Annotated in this window: 20 protein-coding genes, 1 tRNA gene and 2 pseudogenes; 13 read left to right on the top strand and 10 right to left on the bottom strand. The window is 45.6% G+C overall.

The window, feature by feature from the left end; translation table 11 throughout:
• Positions 1 to 53 precede the first annotated feature (53 nt).
• Positions 54 to 854, bottom strand: coding sequence for a 1,6-anhydro-N-acetylmuramyl-L-alanine amidase AmpD (ampD, locus tag NKE59_RS01030; protein ID WP_353439020.1), 801 nt, complete (start codon positions 852 to 854; stop codon positions 54 to 56).
• Between the two features lie 2 nt (positions 855 to 856).
• A complete protein-coding gene (ccsA, locus tag NKE59_RS01025) occupies positions 857 to 1,702 on the bottom strand; it encodes a cytochrome c biogenesis protein CcsA (protein ID WP_353439019.1) in 846 nt (281 codons plus the stop codon).
• 20 nt (positions 1,703 to 1,722) lie between these two features.
• Between ccsA and ffh the strand changes: the two genes are divergently transcribed.
• Positions 1,723 to 3,105 carry a signal recognition particle protein gene (gene ffh, locus NKE59_RS01020; RefSeq protein WP_353439018.1) on the top strand — a complete coding sequence of 461 codons (1,383 nt, stop codon included), beginning with the start codon at positions 1,723 to 1,725 and terminating at the stop codon, positions 3,103 to 3,105.
• 2 nt (positions 3,106 to 3,107) lie between these two features.
• Here the strand turns inward: ffh and NKE59_RS01015 are convergent, their stop codons facing one another.
• A complete protein-coding gene (locus NKE59_RS01015) occupies positions 3,108 to 4,850 on the bottom strand; it encodes a proline--tRNA ligase (RefSeq protein WP_353439017.1) in 1,743 nt (580 codons plus the stop codon).
• A 62-nt stretch (positions 4,851 to 4,912) separates the two neighbouring features.
• On the opposite strand from NKE59_RS01015, the pseudogene NKE59_RS01010 reads away from it, so the two are divergent.
• Positions 4,913 to 5,434, top strand: a pseudogene (locus NKE59_RS01010) (RNA pyrophosphohydrolase); the annotation flags it as partial.
• Between the two features lie 20 nt (positions 5,435 to 5,454).
• Positions 5,455 to 5,985, top strand: coding sequence for a CNP1-like family protein (locus NKE59_RS01005; protein ID WP_353439016.1), 531 nt, complete (start codon positions 5,455 to 5,457; stop codon positions 5,983 to 5,985).
• A gap of 9 nt (positions 5,986 to 5,994) precedes the next feature.
• Here the strand turns inward: NKE59_RS01005 and proB are convergent.
• From proB to rplU, 4 genes and pseudogenes are all read right to left on the bottom strand, one after another.
• Positions 5,995 to 6,771: pseudogene (proB, locus tag NKE59_RS01000) on the bottom strand (glutamate 5-kinase); the annotation flags it as partial.
• 26 nt (positions 6,772 to 6,797) lie between these two features.
• Entirely contained in the window at positions 6,798 to 7,865 is a 1,068-nt protein-coding gene (cgtA, locus tag NKE59_RS00995; protein ID WP_353439015.1) for an Obg family GTPase CgtA, read from the bottom strand.
• A 77-nt stretch (positions 7,866 to 7,942) separates the two neighbouring features.
• The gene (gene rpmA / locus NKE59_RS00990) at positions 7,943 to 8,203 is read right to left on the bottom strand and encodes a 50S ribosomal protein L27 (protein WP_353439014.1); all 261 of its coding nucleotides are present in this window, start codon (positions 8,201 to 8,203) and stop codon (positions 7,943 to 7,945) included.
• Between the two features lie 15 nt (positions 8,204 to 8,218).
• Positions 8,219 to 8,530 carry a 50S ribosomal protein L21 gene (gene rplU, locus NKE59_RS00985; protein ID WP_353439013.1) on the bottom strand — a complete coding sequence of 104 codons (312 nt, stop codon included), beginning with the start codon at positions 8,528 to 8,530 and terminating at the stop codon, positions 8,219 to 8,221.
• A gap of 127 nt (positions 8,531 to 8,657) precedes the next feature.
• Here rplU and NKE59_RS00980 point away from each other — a divergent pair, with 127 nt between their 5' ends.
• A complete protein-coding gene (locus tag NKE59_RS00980; RefSeq protein WP_353439012.1) occupies positions 8,658 to 9,662 on the top strand; it encodes a polyprenyl synthetase family protein in 1,005 nt (334 codons plus the stop codon).
• Between the two features lie 12 nt (positions 9,663 to 9,674).
• Positions 9,675 to 9,751, top strand: a tRNA-Pro gene (locus NKE59_RS00975).
• Here the strand turns inward: NKE59_RS00975 and NKE59_RS00970 are convergent.
• Complete coding sequence (locus NKE59_RS00970) at positions 9,752 to 10,678, bottom strand: reductase (protein WP_353439011.1); 927 nt, start codon at positions 10,676 to 10,678, stop codon at positions 9,752 to 9,754.
• A 67-nt stretch (positions 10,679 to 10,745) separates the two neighbouring features.
• On the opposite strand from NKE59_RS00970, the gene NKE59_RS00965 reads away from it, so the two are divergent.
• Entirely contained in the window at positions 10,746 to 11,513 is a 768-nt protein-coding gene (locus NKE59_RS00965; RefSeq protein ID WP_353439010.1) for a fumarylacetoacetate hydrolase family protein, read from the top strand.
• Positions 11,514 to 11,521: 8 nt separating this feature from the next.
• On the opposite strand, the gene NKE59_RS00960 is transcribed toward NKE59_RS00965, so the two are convergent.
• Entirely contained in the window at positions 11,522 to 12,541 is a 1,020-nt protein-coding gene (locus NKE59_RS00960; RefSeq protein ID WP_353439008.1) for a 2-dehydropantoate 2-reductase, read from the bottom strand.
• A 274-nt stretch (positions 12,542 to 12,815) separates the two neighbouring features.
• Between NKE59_RS00960 and NKE59_RS00955 the strand changes: the two genes are divergently transcribed.
• Together NKE59_RS00955 and NKE59_RS00950 are read left to right on the top strand one after the other, a co-directional pair.
• Positions 12,816 to 14,231, top strand: a complete 1,416-nt coding sequence (locus tag NKE59_RS00955) for a sodium:solute symporter family protein (protein ID WP_353439006.1) — start codon at positions 12,816 to 12,818, stop codon at positions 14,229 to 14,231.
• Positions 14,232 to 14,307: 76 nt separating this feature from the next.
• On the top strand, positions 14,308 to 15,291 hold the full coding sequence (locus NKE59_RS00950; protein ID WP_353439005.1) for a squalene/phytoene synthase family protein: 984 nt from the start codon (positions 14,308 to 14,310) through the stop codon (positions 15,289 to 15,291).
• Here NKE59_RS00950 and NKE59_RS00945 read toward each other — a convergent pair.
• A complete protein-coding gene (locus NKE59_RS00945) occupies positions 15,281 to 15,772 on the bottom strand; it encodes a methylated-DNA--[protein]-cysteine S-methyltransferase (RefSeq protein ID WP_353439874.1) in 492 nt (163 codons plus the stop codon). The genes NKE59_RS00950 and NKE59_RS00945 overlap by 11 nt on opposite strands.
• A gap of 132 nt (positions 15,773 to 15,904) precedes the next feature.
• Between NKE59_RS00945 and NKE59_RS00940 the strand changes: the two genes are divergently transcribed.
• From NKE59_RS00940 to coaE, 5 genes are read left to right on the top strand one after another with little or no spacing between them, the layout of a single operon-like run.
• Entirely contained in the window at positions 15,905 to 17,194 is a 1,290-nt protein-coding gene (locus NKE59_RS00940; RefSeq protein WP_353439004.1) for an HlyC/CorC family transporter, read from the top strand.
• An 8-nt stretch (positions 17,195 to 17,202) separates the two neighbouring features.
• Positions 17,203 to 18,309, top strand: coding sequence for a GspE/PulE family protein (locus NKE59_RS00935; RefSeq protein ID WP_353439002.1), 1,107 nt, complete (start codon positions 17,203 to 17,205; stop codon positions 18,307 to 18,309).
• Positions 18,306 to 19,361: a type II secretion system F family protein gene (locus NKE59_RS00930; protein WP_353439001.1), complete on the top strand. Its 1,056-nt coding sequence runs from the start codon at positions 18,306 to 18,308 to the stop codon at positions 19,359 to 19,361. Before NKE59_RS00935 ends, NKE59_RS00930 begins: the two co-directional genes overlap by 4 nt.
• Positions 19,361 to 19,840, top strand: coding sequence for an A24 family peptidase (locus NKE59_RS00925; RefSeq protein WP_353439000.1), 480 nt, complete (start codon positions 19,361 to 19,363; stop codon positions 19,838 to 19,840). Before NKE59_RS00930 ends, NKE59_RS00925 begins: the two co-directional genes overlap by 1 nt.
• Entirely contained in the window at positions 19,807 to 20,448 is a 642-nt protein-coding gene (gene coaE / locus NKE59_RS00920) for a dephospho-CoA kinase (RefSeq protein WP_353438999.1), read from the top strand. Before NKE59_RS00925 ends, coaE begins: the two co-directional genes overlap by 34 nt.
• The last annotated feature ends 22 nt before the right edge of the window (positions 20,449 to 20,470 follow it).

Genomic DNA, 20,470 nt, shown 5'->3' with positions numbered 1-20,470 from the left:
AAATCTGTTCTGCTGATACTAAGTAAGCAAACGCTTACCCATTGAACTAATGCTTAGCGAGAAGCGCTCCCAAAGGGTAATTTCTCTTCTGATAGCTTTGCTATTTTTGTTAAGCGCACCCAATCAAAGGATGGTCCGGGGTCCGTCTTCCGCTCTGGAGCAATATCACTATGCCCCGCAAACTGAAGGTCTGGATATTTCTTAAGCAAAACCCCGGTCACCTCGGCCAAGCTCGCGTATTGCTCATTTGTAAATGGGGTATCTCCATCGCCCTCTAACTCGATGCCAATCGAAAAATCATTGCATTTCTCGCGTCCACAAAATTGCGATACACCCGCATGCCAAGCGCGTTTATAAAGGGACACAAATTGTGTTGTTTTTCCCCTCCGGTCTATGAGAAAGTGGCTCGATACCTTTTGGTTAGCAATCTGCTCAAAGTAGGGATGCGCCTTGGGATCTAAATTATTCTGAAAGAAATCAACAATATTCCGCCCTCCAAATTCACCGGGCGGCAAGCTAATGTGATGGATCACCGCCAAATTGATGGCTATATCCTCTGGTCGTTCGTCAAAATTTGTCGATGCGCACCATTGCGCTTTACCCCACCAGCCCTTTTGGCTAATGCTATCGCGGTGCTCTGTGCAGCAGTAATAACGTCCGTCTTGGGGGAGCGCATCGCTTTCAGGGAGGTGGAGATCGCAATATGAACACGAGATCATCCGCTGGGAGCTCGTTAAGGGGGTTTCTCCTTGCCGAATCTTTTTATCAGCTGTCTGAGCCTTGCTTTTCTTTTTAGCGATCAGCCACCAATAAGCAAGCCCCAGCCCTAAAACCAATAATGCCCACTTAAGCAAGGCTATACTCGCTGCAAAATAACTTCAGCGACAAAACGAGTTCCCGCATAGGTCAGGAGTAGGGCAAGAAATCCACCCAAGACCCATCGCACCGCACTTGGCCCTCGCAGACCAACTCGAATACGAGCGACTACAAGCCCTGTAAATAAAGCCCAGGAGAGGAGCGCAAATACTGTTTTGTGGTCAAACACTAAGGGCTTACCAAATAACTCTTGCGAGAAAAATAGTCCCGAAAATACAGTCAATGTTAATAAACCATAGCCCACATAAAGCAAGCGAAATAAAAAGCTTTCCATGGTCAATAAAGGCGGCAAACTCTCGACCCAAGTAGGTGAGCCTGCCATGCCATTTGCCATACCCTTGCGTAAAGCTCGATCTTGGACATTCATGAGCACCGCTAGCATCGCAGCCAAACTAAAGAAACCGACCGCAAAGGTAGCCACAATAAAGTGTGCCTTAAACCAAGGATCAGCAACGGCACGCTGAGAGATTACCGATCCAGGGAATAAGTCAGGTAAGACAGCACAAAACATCGCCATACTAATCGCCATCAAGCGCAGACTAGAGATGGGCAAAAAGAAGCTTTGAATCCAATAAAAACTGAGTCCTACCCAGGCCATTAAAGAAAGGTCTTGAGCAAAGCCGAATACAAAGGTATCACCGTTAAAGATGGAATCATGCAATAAGGTTCCGTGAATGATTAAGACGATCAATATCAAGATTTGCACTAAACCGATAAAAAATGGGGTCTCGGGTCGTTTTTGGTCACGATAGCCCAAAACGACGATCAATAAGAGATAAAGAATGGATGGCAACCAGCCAAATCCTGAGTAACCTAAAATAGTCATTACGAAAGTCTAATCGATAAATGCTAGAGAACCTGACCGACCGCTTAAGTCGTGTGGTTAAAACCATGCGGGGTCAAGCACGCCTCACAGAAAGCAACACCGCAGAGATGTTACGCGAGATCCGTCTAGCCCTTCTTGAAGCTGACGTTGCTCTCCCTGTCGTGAAGAGCCTGATGGAGCAAATCAAGTTCAAGGCCCTTGGTGAGGATGTGGTTGGAAGCCTCACCCCGGGTCAAGCATTAGTTGGGGTCGTACAGCGTGAGCTGTCTCTTATGGTGGGAGGCGATGAGGGGCAGAGTGGTAAGTTAAATTTAGCCACCCAACCCCCAGCTGTGATTTTGATGGCAGGCCTTCAGGGTGCCGGTAAAACTACCTCTGTTGCCAAGCTTGCCAAGTTTTTACAAGAGAAGCATAAGAAAAAAGTATTAACGGTCTCTTGCGATATCTATCGTCCTGCCGCGATTGAACAGCTTAAGACGGTTAGCGCACAAGTTGGAGTTGATTTTTTTCCAAGCACAGTCGAACAAAAACCCATTGATATTGCTTATGCGGCGCTTGACTGGGCAAAACGCCATTACCACGATGTCTTGATTGTGGATACTGCCGGTCGTCTAGGTATTGATGCACAAATGATGCAAGAAATTAAATCCTTGCATACCAATCTAAACCCGATTGAAACTCTCTTTGTAGTCGATGCAATGCTTGGTCAAGACGCCGTGAATACGGCTAAAGCTTTCCATGAAGCATTGGCACTCACAGGGGTCATTCTGACCAAATTAGATGGCGACTCCCGAGGTGGCGCAGCGCTCTCGGTGCGTCACATCACTGGCGTACCGATTAAGTTCATTGGTGTTTCTGAAAAAATGGATGGGCTCGAAGCCTTTGATGCGGAGAGAATGACTAGCCGTATTTTGGGCATGGGCGATATTCTGGCTCTAGTTGAACAGGCCCAACAAAATGTTAATGTGGAGCAAGCCCAAAAGCTTGCCAGCAAAATTCAAAAGGGTGGTTTTGATCTTGGTGACTTCCGTGAACAGATCATGCAAATGCAAAACATGGGTGGCATGGCGAATTTACTTGATAAGCTACCCAGTCAAATAGCTCAACAAGCGAGTAAAGCCAATTTGGGGATGGCCGATAAACAAATGAAGCGCATGCAAGGCATTATCGACAGTATGACCCCCTTAGAGCGCGCCAAGCCAGAGTTATTAAAGGCAAAGCGTAAGCAACGTATCGCTGCAGGTGCGGGAGTCCAAGTTCAAGAGGTCAATCGCTTACTTACTCAATTTGAACAAACGCAAGCCATGATGAAACAAATGAAGAGCGGCAAGATGGCGAAGATGATGGGTTCTCTTGCTGCTCGTGGGGCTGCCAAAGGGCTTGGCGGACTTTTTAAAAAGTAACTCTAGAGAAGATTGTCCTTTGCAGACCGAATGATCGCAGCAGCCTTCTCTGTGATTTCATTCACGGGCACTAACTGAGCAGTACTTTCACGACGCCCCTGAAACTCGACATTACCTTCTTTTAAACTGCGTTCGCCAATGACCACACGGTAAGTAGCGCCGATTAATTCCCAATCAGCAAACATTGCTCCAGGACGCTCACCACGATCATCTAAAACCACATCTACGCCCGCGTTTTGTAATTGCTGATGCAGATCATCTGCAGTTTGTCTTACTAATTCTGACTTGTCATAGCCAACCGGACAGATAACAAGCTCAAAGGGAGCCATCGAAATCGGCCACAAAATCCCTTTTTCATCATGACCTTGTTCAATCGCAGCACCCAGTAAACGCGTAACACCAATGCCATAACAGCCCATCACCATCGGCTGCGACTTACCATTCTCATCAAGGTAAGTACACTTCATTGCTTCTGAATATCGTGTTCCCAACTGAAATACATGGCCTACTTCAATTCCACGACAAATATCCACAACCCCCTTACCATCAGGGGATGGATCGCCGGCTACTGCATTCCGTATGTCAGCAATAATGGGTTCCGGTAAATCACGGCCCCAGTTCACGCCGGTCAAGTGATAGCCTGCTTCATTGGCACCACAAACAAAGTCGCTCATATTAGCAACTGTGCGATCAGCAACAATCTGCACATTAGAGCTCAAACCAACGGGGCCCAAATAACCTACAGGTGAATGACAAGCAGTCTTTACTTCCTCATCGCTGGCAAAGCGAAATGCTGTCAAGCCCGGCACCTTGCTGGCTTTGATCTCATTAAGCTCATGATCGCCCCGCAATAAAAGCATAAAGAACGTTGCTGGCCCATGCTCTTGATCTACAGCTAGCACCAAGGATTTAATAGTCTGGGTTAAGGATATCTTTAAAAACCTAGCAACATCCTCACAGCGCTTTTGTTCTGGCGTCGAAACCTTTTTCATTACTTCTTTAGGTGCATCACGTTTTGTAACTAAAGATAAAGATTCTGCAGCTTCAAGATTAGCGGCGTAATCTGAGTTAGGGCAATACACAATGGCATCCTCGCCAGTGTCTGCAATCACATGAAACTCTTGGCTACCAGAACCACCAATCGCCCCATTGTCAGCAGTGACAGCTCGAAATGTTAAGCCCATACGCTTAAAGATCCGGACATAAGCGTCAAACATCAGGGCATAAGAACGCTTCAAACCATCATGGTCGCGATCAAACGAATACGCATCTTTCATGCTGAACTCTCGACCGCGCATGATTCCAAAACGCGGGCGGCGCTCATCCCTAAACTTGGTTTGGATCTGATAAAAGTTAATGGGTAGCTGTTTATAGCTCTTAATTTCAGTGCGAGCTAAATCAGTGATAACCTCTTCTGAGGTGGGCTGGATCAAAAAATCACGCTCGTGACGGTCTTTAATCCGCAGCAACTCAGGGCCCATTTTTTCCCAACGTCCAGTCTCTTGCCACAACTCTGCAGGTTGCACGATAGGCATTAAGAGCTCAATAGCACCCGCACGATTCATTTCTTCGCGAATAATATTTTCGACCTTACGGATTACCTTCAGACCGAGAGGGAGATAGTTATAAATACCGGCACTTAATTTACGGATCAAGCCAGCCCGCACCATAAGCTGGTGGGACACTACCTCAGCATCGGCTGGGGCTTCTTTAAGGGTTGCTAGAAAGGTTTGTGATGCTTTCATGAGTGGCTATAATAAAACGTTGATTTTAAAGGATTAAAAAATAGGGGACCAAAGGTACGATTATGCTCGACCGCGAAGGCTACAGACCTAATGTCGGGATTGTCCTCCTCAATGCTCGTAACGAAGTATTTTGGGGCAAGCGCATAGGACAACACTCATGGCAATTTCCGCAAGGAGGAATACAGCATGGTGAAAGTCCAGAACAGGCGATGTATCGCGAGTTGCATGAGGAGGTTGGCTTATTTCCGCATCATGTTGAGATTCTCGGTAGAACCCGCGACTGGATTCGTTACGACGTTCCCGAGGAGTTCTTGCGTCGGCAAGTCATCAACCGTAATCAGCGCGTTAGTTATAAAGGTCAAAAGCAAATTTGGTATCTACTGCGAATGCTTGGACAAGATCATGAAATCCAACTCAAAGCAACCGCCCATCCAGAATTTGATGCGTGGCGCTGGCATCCCTATTGGATTGAGCTTGAGACCGTGATTGATTTCAAGCGCGAGGTTTATCAATTGGCACTCTCCGAACTTGCACGCTTTATTGCCACTAGCACTGCAATGCATCAGCTTGTTTGGGGAACACCATTCGAATCCTCACACCCATCATGAAACGCACACTCTCTACCCTGGCTCTGATACTTACCCTTGCTGGATGCTTCTCTGATCCACTGATTGATGGTACAGACCCCTATGCGCCTACGGTGTTTAAGGAGGGTTCGACCCCCTTGCCACTTAATCCACCCAATAAAAAATATTTAGTACCGTTCTCGGTATCTCAAACCACTGTCTTTAAATTCGCCATCGATACCGAATCCATCAAGATTGGGAATGATGGTGTTACACGCTATATCGTTGTGATTACCAACCCCAGTGGTGGACAAAATGCCTACTTCGAAGGAATTCGGTGTGAAACTTTTCAATGGCGTCTTTACGGTACATTAGAGACCAACCAACAATGGCGCACCAATCCATTGGGTCAATGGTTACCAATTAAGGATAGCGTACCTAATCGCTATCAAGCAGCACTTGCGCAAGGTGCACTATGTGATTTAGCCAGCCAAGTGAAGAGTTTCTCCAAAGTAATGCAGTCATTAGATCCAAATAACTTTACTGGCTTAATAGCCATACCCAAATAATTATTTGCTTAGGAAGGTACCAATCGATTCGCCTTGATAAAGACGAACTAACACATTGGGCTCTTTGCCTGATGCGATGACAGTACTCGCTCCCGTTTGTACTGCCGTTTTAGCTGCCAGCACCTTAGTTAACATGCCGCCTTTACCTAAACTGCTCCCGGCTCCACCAGCCATTTCCTCTAACCGAGGATCGCCTGCACGGGCATGATCAATAAGAGTGGCTGAGTGATCTTTTCTAGGATCGGCGCTGTAGAGCCCGCCTTGATCAGTCAATATAACAAGCGCATCAGCAGAAATTAAGTTCACAACGAGAGCCGCCAAACTATCGTTATCTCCAAACTTAATTTCATCGGTAACAACGGTGTCGTTCTCGTTAATGATCGGCACCACCCCTAAACCTAATAGCGTTTGTAAAGTTGCTTTGGCATTCGCATTGCGCTCTGCATTGGCAAGGTCGGCATTCGTTAATAAAACTTGAGCTGTATGCACGCCAAATTTTGTAAAACACGATTCATAAACTTGCACCAGTCCCATTTGCCCAACTGCAGCAGCAGCTTGCAATTGATGAATCTCTTGAGGGCGGCTGGTCCACTCCAAGCGTTGCATCCCTTCAGCAATAGCTCCTGAGCTCACCATTAAAACTTGACAGCCTTGTTTTAATAAAGCACTCACCTGCTCGGCCCACATTGCAATGGCTTGGCGATCAAGGCCGGCTCCATTATTTGTAACCAGAGTGGAGCCTACTTTGACCACGATTCGTTTTGTACCTGCAATACTTTTACTCATACCAATTCATCTTTTCTAAGGTCGCACTATTCATCCAAGAAACGGGGGTCTTCGGCCCGCTCCTCCTCTAAATCACGCTCTTTACGAAGACCGTCTAAATAATCCTGAATGGCATAGCAAAGTCGGTCACATCCCTCACCATTTAGGGCCGATACCTCAAAAACAGGACCATCCCATTTAAAACGCTTCAGAAAATCCTTGATCACTTTTTGTCGCTCCTCAGGCTGAAGCATATCGACCTTATTGAGTACCAACCAGCGGGGCTTTTGATAAAGCGCCTCGTCATACTTGCGTAATTCATTCACAATAGCTTTAGCATCGGCAACGATATCCACATTCTCATCAAAGGGTGCAATATCGACTAGATGCAATAACACCCCAGTACGCTGAAGATGGCGTAGAAAACGATGTCCGAGTCCGGCTCCTTCCGCAGCCCCTTCAATGAGGCCTGGAATATCTGCAATCACAAAGCTGCGTTCGCTACCCACTCTCACTACGCCTAAATTGGGATGTAGCGTTGTAAATGGATAATCTGCAATCTTGGGGCGAGCGTTTGATACTGCTGTAATTAAGGTTGATTTACCGGCATTGGGCATGCCCAATAAGCCGACATCAGCTAATACTTTTAGTTCAAGTTTTAGCTTACGGCGCACGCCTGGCTTGCCATTTGTTTTCTGGCGGGGCGCGCGATTGGTACTGCTCTTGAAATGAATATTGCCCCACCCGCCCACACCGCCCTCAGCAAGACATAGACGTTCACCATGCTTTGTTAGGTCGGCAATGAGATCGCCTGTTTCAAAATCTGTGATGATTGTTCCTACTGGCATCCGCAACTCAATATCATCGCCAGCCCGACCATAACAATCTGCGCCTCGACCAGGCTCACCATTCTTTGCCAAATGTGTTTTTGAATAACGATAGTCGATTAGGGTATTGATATTACGATCGGCAATCGCATAAACACTGCCGCCACGGCCTCCATCGCCGCCATCTGGGCCACCGAATTCAATAAACTTCTCGCGACGCATCGACGCACTACCGGCTCCACCATTGCCAGCAATGACCTCAATTTTTGCTTCGTCGATAAATTTCATGAATAAAAAAGGCCTCGCAGTTTGCGAGGCCCATTCCTGTTGATTAACTTAGTAGAAAGAAATCTCAGTCAGGCCGCTTAAGAGCGAGGCAAGACTGAAACCTGGGCCTTCTTCAAAGCCCCTTTCACACCAAATTCGACCTGACCATCAATCAATGCAAACAAAGTGTGATCCTTACCCATACCAACATTGGTGCCGGGATGTACTTTGGTACCACGTTGACGAACAATAATGCCGCCAGCATGGATTGCTTGACCGCCATAAACCTTAACGCCTAAACGTTTTGATTCTGAGTCGCGTCCGTTACGTGTTGAGCCGCCGCCTTTTTTCTGTGCCATATTTTTCTCCTAAACTCAGGCCTTAATCGACTTAATCAGAATCTCAGTGAAATTCTGGCGATGGCCTTGATGTTTTTGATAATGCTTACGACGACGCATCTTAAAGATTTTCACTTTATCGTGACGTCCCTGGGAGACAACAGTAGCCATCACAGCGGCACCACTCACCAAGGGGTCGCCAATTCTTAGCGACGTGCCCTCGCCTACGGCGAGAACTTGGTCAAGAGTAATATCGCTGCCGATGTCCGCCGGTATCTGTTCTATTTTCAATTTTTCGCCAGCAGCAACTTTATACTGTTTGCCACCGGTTTTTATGACCGCGTACATGGTTAAACCTCTCAAAAAATACTATAAGGAAGATACAAATCGACTGGTTTCACCATAAAACGCCCTAAGAAACGAGTTGCTTTGGGGAAATCGGTGAGTTCGAGCCGAGCCAAGTATTATATCTTGGATGAATAATACTGTCAAAAACAATAACTTAGGCCAAATATTGGCCCCAATTAGCCTAGATTTAAAGGCTTTGGATGAGGTAATCCGACGCCGGCTCGCGTCTGAAGTCGTCCTGATTGACCAAATAGCCGCCTACATCATCCAATCGGGTGGAAAACGTGTCCGCCCAGCTCTACTGTTATTGATTGCCAAGGCCCTAGGGCATGGAAAAGAGATTCCCCATGCTTTGGAGCTAGCGGCTGTTGTCGAGTTCATTCATACAGCCACACTGTTGCATGATGACGTAGTCGATGAGTCCACCATGCGAAGGGGCAAGCAAACAGCAAATGCTGCTTTTGGGAATGCTGCTAGCGTCTTGGTTGGCGACTTCCTTTATTCACGCGCATTCCAAATGATGGTTGCCCCAAATGATATTCGGGTCATGCAAATTCTCTCCAATGCAACTAATACGATTGCGGAAGGCGAAGTATTACAGCTTCTCAACATGAATGATCCTGAAGTCGATGAATCGAGCTATCTCCAGGTTATTCGTTACAAAACAGCAAAACTCTTTGAGGCGTCTGCCGAGCTGGGCGCTCTCATTGCCCAAGCTAGCGATATTGAACGTGAGCTAGCGGCAGCTTTTGGTCGGCACATTGGTACAGCCTTCCAGCTCATGGACGATCTTCTGGATTACACCGCCAATCCAGAAGACATGGGCAAAAATGTGGGTGATGATCTCCGCGAAGGCAAGCCGACTTTGCCTCTGATCTATCTGATGGAAAAGGGTAGTCCCGAACAATCCCTACTAGCACGAGAGGCAATCTCTCAAAATGAAGAGCTGCCTGATGATGTGTTTGCACAAATTTTGCAAGGTATTCAAGAATCTGGTGCCCTTGAATATACCCAAGAAGCTGCCCGCAAAGAAGTGGCTCTAGCCTTAAACACCATTAAAGACTTCCCAAAAAATACGGCGAGTGATTCGCTCCGTGCGCTGTGCGAGTACTCCTTAATTCGTCAGGGATAAAATAATAATTAGCGGAATGTAGCGCAGCCTGGTAGCGCACCTCGTTCGGGACGAGGGGGTCGGAGGTTCGAATCCTCTCATTCCGACCATTACTTCCCAACCGTTTTTAGCCGAATCTCCTTGGCGGCAATTCGTGCGGTCTCTGCCTCAAGACGTAATTTTGCCAATTCCACATCCGATAAACGCTCAATATTCATGTAATCTAATTTCCAACTTGGGTCAGAACTCCAGGGAAATTCTGATTGAATAGTCGTACGGGGCGCTGGCGCCCGCTCCAAAAGCATTAATGCGAGCTCAAAAATAGCATTTTGAGACTCAGGATCTCCCGGACGTCCTGCGGCGTTTCCCAGAGGAAAGTCATTGAATACAAAGCGAGGAACGCCGCAATATTCGATGATGTCTTTTGCTGCACCAATGACGACCGTAGGAATACCAGCCCCTTCAAGGTAGCGAGCTAAAAGGGCAATGCTTTGATGACAAATCGGACAGTTTGGAACCAAAATAGCAAGATCGACCCCATCGTCCCTGCAATTAGCCAAGATTTGAGGGGCATCGATTTCAAGAGTGTGGCGCTGACTACGATTGGTCGGCAAACCATAGAAACGTTCGGCCACCTTACCAATACGTTGGCAATCTGCTGCCCGTCTTGCCACTTCTAGCGGAAACCAACATGCCATCTCAGCCATATTTGCATGCTTACGATCTATACCAACATGTGCAATACGAAGATCAGGATTACTCTTGCTCGCCAAAGCATAGGGCTCATAAAACTTAGCATGTGCGTTATAGCTTGCACCCGGGCCTTGATCCCCCTTTAATGGATCAAAAGGAACTGCTGTTGTAATCAAACCAATGACTGAATTCTGAAGAGGTTTTTGAAGGGGAGTAAAGGGAACATCGGTGTAATGCGCCCAAACATAGGGCTTGTCATACCCCAACCCGAGGTAATACGATCGAGTGCGTTGAATATACGAAATAGGCTGATCGTATTCGGGTGCAAATAAGAGTTCTGCCATGATTTGGAGGGTAACGCTCAAGTCCTTGATAAGATCCTAGTAATTACTACTTTAGGAGTATCTTATTATGGCGCACTGGTTACGTTATCGGCACGACGGAATTTCTGGCTTTGGTCAATTGCAAGGGGATCAAATTGCGGTCCATAGCGGTGATTTATTCCAAAATCCTCGCGCCAGGGGTGAGTACCTCAAATTAAAAGAGGTGATCATTGATATTCCCTGCGTCCCCAATAAGTTTTTAGCTCTAGTCGACAACTTTCATGCTTTAGTGAAAAAACTAGAGCACGCCATTCCAGATGAGCCCCTTTACTTTCTCAAATCAAATAATTCGTATCTTGCTGCAGGACAAACAATTCGGGTTCCTAAATCCTATAGTGGCAAAGTGATTTACGAAGGAGAATTAGGAATTGTGATCGGCGGGCGCTGTCATGGAGTGAGTGAGGCGGACGCAGCTAAACATATCTTTGGCTATACCTGCGTCAACGACGTCACTGCCGTTGAAATCTTGAATCGCAACCCCGGTTATGCTCAGTGGACCCGCTCTAAGAATTTCGATACCTTCGGAGTCTTTGGACCGGTTATTAGTACTGATATTGATCCGATGAGTTTAAGTATTAAAACCATCCTCAATGATCAAGAACGCCAAAACTATCCCTTGAGCGATATTGTTTTCTCACCGGCTAAATTAGTAAGTCTGATATCCCAAGATATGACACTGGAAGCGGGCGACATTATTGCCTGCGGAACCTCGGTGGGTGTCGGATCCATGAAACCAGGCAGTAATGTCAGTATCGTGATCGATGGCGTTGGTCGACTTGATAACCGCTTTGAATAAATCTTAAATTAGTACCCTGCAGCAACTGGAAGTATGAGGCTACCTTTGGCGTCTTGAACGTTTTGATCTAAATATTTTGTTAATGCATAAACTGTATTTAGACAAGGTGTGGGCGTCTCGGTAATCTCTCCTAACTCGATAACCGAACCTAGAAGCGCATCAATTTCCAAGGAACGGCCTGCCTCTAAATCCTGCAACATGGAAGTCTTATGTTTGCCAACTTTCTCTGCACCCGCAATTCGACGTTCGATATCAACCCGAAACGTGACGCCTAATTTTTCTGCAATGGATTGTGCTTCTGCCATCATGTTGCGTGCCAACTCTTTAGTTAAGGGGTAGCGGCAAATTCCCTCAAGAGTTCCATGCGTCAGTGCGCTAATTGGATTGAATGTCAGATTACCCCATAGCTTTAACCAAATCTCTGCACGAATATCATCCAAAATGGGGGACTTAAATCCAGCTGCGCCCATAACATCTGAAATTTTCTGAATTCGATCTGTGGTTTTCCCGTCGAGCTCTCCCAAGGGAAAGCGGACGCCTTCTACGTGACGTATAACACCAGGGCCCTGGGTGATCGTTGCTGGATAGACAACGCAACCAATGATGTTGTCAGGGCTAATTGCACGCATAATCACGCCACCCGGATCAACGGTATCAACAGAGTGATCTTTGTACTTGCTATTCAGTTTTTGGAAATACCACCAAGGAATACCATTTTGCATCGGGATCAAGATGGTTTCGGGACTTAAGACCGATACAAGATCATCAATGACCGGCTCCACCTGGTGTGCTTTGACTGCCAGAATGATGACGTCCTGCTTAGGCAAACCACGAAGATTCTCAACCGCCTTTACCTTGGCAATTATGGGCTCTGGATGCTCATCACTAATGAGGGCCAAGCCGCGTTCTTCAATTGCTCTTAAGGTTGCGCCGCGCGCCATGACCGTCACCTCGTTACCGGAGTTGGCCAATAGAACCGCCAGATATCCTCCGATCGCACCGCCGCCGCCAATAATACAAATCTTCATAACCCGCCCTCGCTAAATAGAAACCTTTATTTTGATAATAGTACGATATTTTTTCAGGGTATTGACTCCTTAAGTCTCCTACCTTAAATAAAAGTAGCATCCAAATCGAGAGATGAAAAAATCAGGGTTCGGCTAGTTTTTTAATACCTCCCCTTTGAGATAAAGGCTCGCCCGGCACATTTAGTGACCCAGAAGCTAATCCCCTCCTATAATCAGGGCTAGTTATTAACTGGCCAATAGGTCACTAGATTAGTTGTCGCGATAGGAGCTCCTGATGCTACTTTGGTTGGTCATTGCCTACCTTATTGTCTCGGTAGGGGTCGGGCTTTATGGTGCTACCAAAGTACATAACGCCAAGGATTACATTACTGCGGGGCGTAATCTGCCCATGGTCTTTGTTTTATCAATGGTTTTTGCAACTTGGTTTGGCGCAGAAACCGTTCTCGGTATTTCGGCTACTTTTCTTGAGGAAGGCTTTCGTGGCCTGATCTCTGACCCCTTAGGATCGTCAATTTGTTTAATTCTCTTTGGGCTTGTCTTTGCTCGTCCGCTCTACCGAATGAACCTGATTACTCTGGGCGACTTCTTTCGAATCCGCTATAACCGCCAAACCGAGTTATTGCTATCGATTTGCATCATCGTTTCTTATTTGGGCTGGGTATCAGCGCAAATTACCGCTCTCGGACTTACCTTTAATGTTCTATCAAACGATTTAATTTCTACCAAGGAAGGCATGTTAATCGGTGCCGCAGTTGTATTGATCTACACCTTATTTGGTGGTATGTGGTCTGTAGCTCTCACCACTCTTGTGCAAATGGTTGTGATTGTGATTGGCCTTTTATTGGTTGCCAGCAATGCTGCTGAGCAGGCTGGGGGGGTTGCTTCGGTTATCTCAAAGGCTAGCGCAGAGGGTAAATTTGACTTCCTCCCAAAGCTAGATCTACTTGATATGCTGGGCTGGATCGCAGCCTTGCTAACGATGGCTCTAGGCTCCATTCCCCAACAAGATGTTTTTCAGAGGGTCAATGCTGCTAAGAATGAAGCAGTGGCAGTTTGGGGAACCATATTGGGCGGTTGTGCCTACTTCTTTTTTGCAGCAGTACCCCTCTTTTTAGCCTATTCAGCCAACATTATTGATCCTGCTATGGTTGAGAAATATCTAGCAGGGGATTCTCAAATGATTTTGCCGACACTCATCTTAAATCACATGCCATTCTTTATTCAGGTCATTTTCTTTGGCGCGCTCATTTCTGTGATTATGAGTACTGCCTCAGGCACATTATTAGCTCCATCAGTCACCTTTACAGAAAACATTCTGAAAGGCTTCTCTCCTGGCATGTCCGATAAGCAGTTCTTATGGGCAACCCGCATGACCGTTTTTGTATTCACAAGCATTGTTACCTATTACGCCTTCGTGACTGATTCCCGAATCCATACGATGGTTGAGAATGCCTATCGAATTACCCTAGCAGGAGCTTTTGTTCCCTTGGTGGCCGGCCTCTTTTGGAAAAGGGCCAGCAATCTTGGGGCACTTCTAGCTATTTTCTTTGGGCTAAGCGTCTGGATCGTTCTGGAGATCACTGGGATCGAGGAGCCAGTTGAGCCTCAGCTCCTTGGCCTCATCGCCAGTCTATTTGGGATGGTACTTGGCTCCTATATATCCCCCAAAAAACCTCACACCAGTCATTAGGCTTTAAGCACAACTGTCTTAGTTCAATTAACAGGCGAAGCTACCTTGCTATAAAACAGTTTGACATAATGACGGCATGCCTCAGAGTATTAGCGACCCCCCTTCCTCCTTCAATCAGCTAGCGCATGATGAACTCTACCAGCGCTCCATTCTTGAGTCCGTTTCCAGAACCTTTGCACTCACGATTCCGCTGCTGCCGAATGGCTTAGAAAAAGTAGTCGGCAATACCTATCTTTTGTGTCGCATCGTAGATACGATTGAGGATGCTACCTGTGTTGATCCGACAACAAAGCAGGAGCTATCTACTTTATTTATCAAAACGGTACTTGATCATAGTCTTTCAGAACAATTTGTTCGGGAATGTTTGATCGCTCTTATTAATCATCCTAATCATAATGAAAAAGATCTTATTGAAAATATTCCAAGGGTCTTACGCGTCTTACAAAGCTGTGATGAGAGACAACGTCATGCGGTTGCTAAATGTTTGCAAATCATGTCTGAAGGAATGTCCTATTTTCATATACGCCAGAATCAAATTGGTCTAGAGGACCTTCAGGAATTTGAAAAATATTGCTATGTCGTTGCCGGAGTTGTAGGCGAAATGCTAACCACTCTTTTTGCACTTCACTCCCCAGCATTTGCAAAAGCCATCTCTGGGAAAGAAAGTTTAGCGATTGCGTTTGGTCAGGCCCTACAAATGACAAATATCTTAAAAGACTCTCCGGAAGATCAATTAAGGGGGGTGTCCTGGAAACCTAAAGGCCTTGGTCAGACCGATTTATTGGTCATAGCCCATCAAAAACTAGAGGACTCCCTGCGCTATATCTGCTGTATTCCTAAATCAGAGCCGGGTATTCGCCAATTTTGTTTCTTAGCCTTTGGGCTTGCAGTTATGACCCTTAAACAAATTGCACAACGGCAAACGCTCCAAGGGGGCGCCGATGTGAAACTCACGCGTGGGCAAGTTAGTCGCTTCTATATCTTTACGAAACTTGCCGTACGCAGTGATTTCCTGATGGGGCTGTTTTTTCGACTTCAGGCTAGGGCGCTCAAGGCTTAATAAATTCTATCCCTTCATGGCGCAAGAGCCAGCGCTTGATATCTAGGTGCCGACCGATTTCACCACCTTGTTGCATGAACCCCCCCAATCCATTAGCTGATAAAACTCGATGGCAAGGTATTAAAAGCGGGTAATAATTTGCACCACAGGCTCCTCCGACTGCACGAGGACCACTTTTAATCTGTTTCGCCAAATCTCCGTACGAAATAGTGTTGCCCACTGGGATGTCGGAGATTGCTGACCAAACGCGGTGCTGATATGGCGTGCCTTGTTGCTTTAGTGGCAGATTGAACTTAAATAAAGGATCTTCAAAGTAAGCTTCGATTTGATCTTTTGCCTGCCGCGCCAAATCATTTTGGGGGCGTACTTTACTGAGCCCTTTAGCAAGATAGCTTATTTCAGAAATCATCAAGCTACCATCCACCAATTCGGTACTAATACGCAGGCTTCCAAAGGGGGAGGAGATAACACATCGGTCAATATGAATGGGTTGCTTATGGCTAGAACGGGTCATACCTGTAATCTTAATCTGACAGCAAAAACAATATCCCCTAATAGCTAGAAAAATCGGTATTTGCTATATTGATCTCCTGTACCTTTTTTGAGAGTATTAATGGACGCATTCTTTGACTCTTGGCCTTTATGGGCACAAGCAGCACTCATCGTATTTTTGCTTGCCTTATCTGGATTCTTCTCGATGGCAGAAACCAGTATGGTCGCAAGCAATCGGCATCGCCTTCGTGCCATGGCTAACAGCGGACATGCCGGCGCAGCCATCACCCAAAAACTCCTAAAACGAGTTGACACACTTCTATCGGTCTTATTAATTGCAAATAATTTAATTAATACCATTCTGCCTATTCTGGTTACTGGAATTGCACTTCATTTATTTGGTACAAATGGCCTTGTGCTATCTATTGCAACCCTGACGGTTGCTTTTTTGATCATTATTTTTAGTGAAATTACGCCAAAGGTCATTGGTGCAGCATTCGCAGAAAAAATATCGGTCAAGATTGGCTGGGTTATTTATCCACTAACTATTATTCTCAAGCCCCTGTTGTGGCTGGTGAACTCCTTTGTTTCTGGATTAATGGGTCTTATGGGGCTGAATCAAAAGGAAGCAAACTTACAGACCATGAGCGCTGAGGAGCTAAGGAGCGTGGTCCTTGAGTCTAGTCACTTTATCTCCAAACAGCATCGCAATATTCTGCTTAATCTTTTTAATCTTGAGCATATTCTTGTAAGCGATGTTATGACCCCAAGAGCCAAGATGGAAATCTTGGATCTATCTCGTCCAATTGAGGAAGTGATTGGACAGCTGGAAACCTGCTATCACAATAAATTGCCTGTATGCGATGGTGATCCAGAGAAAATCATTGGCATTCTCTCGGTTAAAAAAGCTTTGTCACTTTTGGGTAACGAAGAACTTACCCATGCTGATTTTAGAGAGTTGCTGAATGATCCGTATTTTATTCCTGAGGGCACACCGGTCATGCAACAAATGCAATTTTTTCAGGAAAACCGTCAACGCTTGAGCTTAGTTGTAAATGAATATGGTAGCGTCCAAGGCTTACTTACGTTTGAAGATATTGTGGAAGAGCTGATTGGTGAGTTCACAACCTCTTTTCCAGGCCTCATCCATCGTGAGCAATGGGCTAAGGATGGTACTTATTTAGCAAATGGTAGCGCCAATCTTCGAGAGCTTAATCGCCTTCTTGGACTTAATCTTCCAGTAGATGGACCGCGAACATTAAATGGTCTCATCCTAGAGGAACTGCAAGAAATCCCGGATCATGATCTTAGCGTAAAGGTCGGCGGGGTTGTAATGGAAATTATTCATTTTGATGATCAGGGCATCAAGACAGTCAAACTCTTAAAGCCATTGCCTGAAGAAGCTGAGTAGTAATTCTCTTGCTTCCATTCAATTACGTATCTTCCCTCAAATCCCACAAGCCATATGAAGAAAACGATCAACATATCATTTATCTGTGGCAGGAGATCTGTACTGCTGCAATAAATGCTCGGGCCAGCGACATTCATATAGAGGCGCTTGAAGAGAGTTGTTGTATCAGATTACGCATCGATGGTGATCTCACACTTTTCCAGAGCTATCACAAAGAGGAGTATGTTCGACTGATTGCTCGGATCAAAATTTTAGCGAAGCTTGATATTGCAGAACATCGTCTGCCCCAAGATGGTCGGCTTCAGATCTACTCAGATCGAACATCGACCGAAATTGATTGTCGTGTTTCAACGCTTCCAACTCTCTATGGAGAAAAAGTTGTCATCCGACTCCTAAATACCTCGGCCCATGAATTAAAGCTTGATCATATTGGCTTTAGCGATCTTCAAAGTCAAATAGTACGTCGAGCCCTAGGTCAAAGCCATGGATTAATTTTAGTATGCGGCCCAACGGGAAGCGGTAAAACACGTACTCTGTACAGCTTTCTCAACCATCTTAACCACGAGTACCGCAATCTTTGTACTATTGAGGATCCAATTGAAATCCGCTTACGAGGCGTTAATCAAGTAGCCTATCACCCTAAAGCTGGACTTGATTTTGGTGTGATTATTCGGGCGCTATTACGTCAAGATCCTGATGTCATTATGATCGGGGAGATCCGCGATCGCGACACTGCTGCATTAGCAATGTCAGCGGCACAAACTGGTCATTTAGTACTTAGTACGATTCATACCCGTAGCGCACTTTCCTGCATCGACCGACTGGAAAATCTTGGGCTTGATCGACATGCCATTACTAATAGTCTTCTTTTCATCAGCTCACAGCGCTTAATTAAACGAATTGATAACAATGCGACCTGTGGTCGGATTGCAATTCATGAAGTATTAGAGTTTACAAATACCCTCTGTGCAGGCATTCAACAAAATATCCCCCTTTGCGAAATAAAAAAAATAGCTCAATTGGAGGGCTTCTCTACCATGTCTGAAAATGCTAAAGATCTTGCACAAAGGGGCATTATTGAGAATGCTTTATGCATTCAAGAAATGTTTATATGATGCTTGCAAGCTTCTCAATTCGGGATCAAATGTTTTTCATGCGACAGCTTGCGAGTCTCCTAACGGCTGGTCTATCCCTATTAGAAGCACTTCATTTGATTATGAAGTGCTGCCCGAAGAATTGGAGATCCGTTCTTAGATCTATCATTGTTGATCTAAATCATGGTGAGAGTCTTTCTGGTAGCTTATCTAAATACCGAGATCGCTTTAGCCCTATTTGTATTAGCTTGATTGCAATTAGTGAAAAAACTGGGCTATTAGCTCAATCGCTGATTCTGATTAGTAAACAATTAGAAGCTCAAGAGTCGCTTGGCCGCCAAATGAAACAGGCCCTTACCTACCCCTGCATTACCCTTGGCTCTGCCTTTCTGATAATTTTGGCCATGATGATTTGGGTGATTCCCAGTTTTGAAGATATTTTTTTAAACTTTAAAGCTGAGCTTCCTATGTCCACCCAACTATTAATTTCCATTGCGCGCTTCTTAGAAACGAATATTGAGTTTATTTTATTGTTCGGGGTCACTCTAGTAGTCGTATTTGCTTTTGTATGGACTAAATCTCTATATATTCAAAAATGGTGTGATTACCATCTCTTTGCCTTACCATTTTTTGGTAAGTTACTTCGCTTATCTGCTCAGATGACATGGTGTCGTAATCTAGCCTATCTTCTCGATTCAGGGCTAGGAGCCCTCGATGCCATTCGTATAACCGCCCAATCCTCTAATCACTGGCTTAGCCACGACCTAAGTGCTAATTTATTTAAACAATTATCTCAGGGGTGGGATTTAGGAGAAGCTCTTGATCGATGTGATCCGCGGGGTCAGTTCTTTGATCCAGAAACTAAGCACTTGCTTGGCATTGGGGCAAAAACAGGCACCCTCGCAGAAATGCTGCATAGCCGTCATCAGACTCTAGAATGTGATTTAAGTCATCGGCTAGGAATCCTCAATCAGAGTTTAGAGCCTATTCTGATTCTTGCCTTGGGTTTAATGATTGGAGGATTATTGATGACTCTATATTTGCCGATCTTCTCTCTCGGTAAAATTATTTAATGTTGATCGATACTCTATTGCGCTCTGGGTTAATACTGGTCTTAATTTACTTGGCTTGGGTTGATTTGCGTACCTTTTTATTACCCAATAAAGTGACCTATCCTCTAATCGCCCTAGGTCTCTTCTTTAACACCTTTACTCCTTATGCGTTTTGTGATCCCCAAGTGGCTTGGTTAGGCGCATTGATTGGTTACTTCACTTTATATCTCATCAATCGTATCTATCGCCATTTTCGCTGCCAAGATGGGCTTGGTATGGGTGATGCTAAATTACTGGCGGCCTTAGGTTCTTGGCTTGGCATTGGATCTTTACCATTAATGCTATTAGTAGCATCCTTACTTGGCATCATTGGAGGGCTGCTTTGGCTTCGTCACCATAAATTATCGAGTGGCCATGTCTTTCCTTTTGGCCCCTTCTTGGCAATTGCTGGCATCATTGAAATAGTATGGTCAAGTCGATTAATCAACTCTTCGATTTAAAAGGTAAGGTTCCGTTCTTGGGCCTCACTGGCGGAATTGGTTCCGGTAAGTCTAGTGTTGCTAATTTTCTTGCCAAGCAGGGTGCGGTGGTTATTGATACCGATCAAATCGCCCACCAAATAACTGCCCCTAATGGGCCTGCTATCGAAGCCATTTTGAAAGAATTTGGGCCTGATTACCTTAATGGGGATGGATCTTTAAACCGCCCCAAAATGCGTCAGCAGGTTTTTACAGATCCTAATTCCAAACAAATTCTAGAAGCCATTACCCATCCCTTAATTCGTCAAGAAACCATCGACCGGGCACAACAGGCCATTCACAAGCAAGCGCCCTATATTATCTTTGTGGTACCCCTTCTTTTGGAGTCTGGAGCGTGGATAGAGCACTTAGATCATATTGCGGTAATAGATTGTCCCGATGAGCTCCGCATCCAAAGGGTTATGGAGCGCAGCCAACTGGATCGGGCATCCATATTACAGATTATGGCAAGCCAGGCTAGTCGGGACGAGCGGCTTGCCATTGCCAATACTATCCTGACTAACGAGGGGGATCTCAGCGCCTTAGAGGCTCAAGCGTCCCTGCTCCACCAAAAAATGCTGGATTTGTAGTTTTTTGGCTCGGGTGGGCATA

This window comes from Polynucleobacter sp. UK-FUSCHL-C3, from assembly GCF_040409815.1.
In the GTDB taxonomy this organism is placed as follows: Bacteria; Pseudomonadota; Gammaproteobacteria; order Burkholderiales; family Burkholderiaceae; genus Polynucleobacter.
The sequence above is the reverse complement of the archived record's forward strand: the minus strand, read 5'-3'. Positions and strand labels throughout refer to the sequence as shown.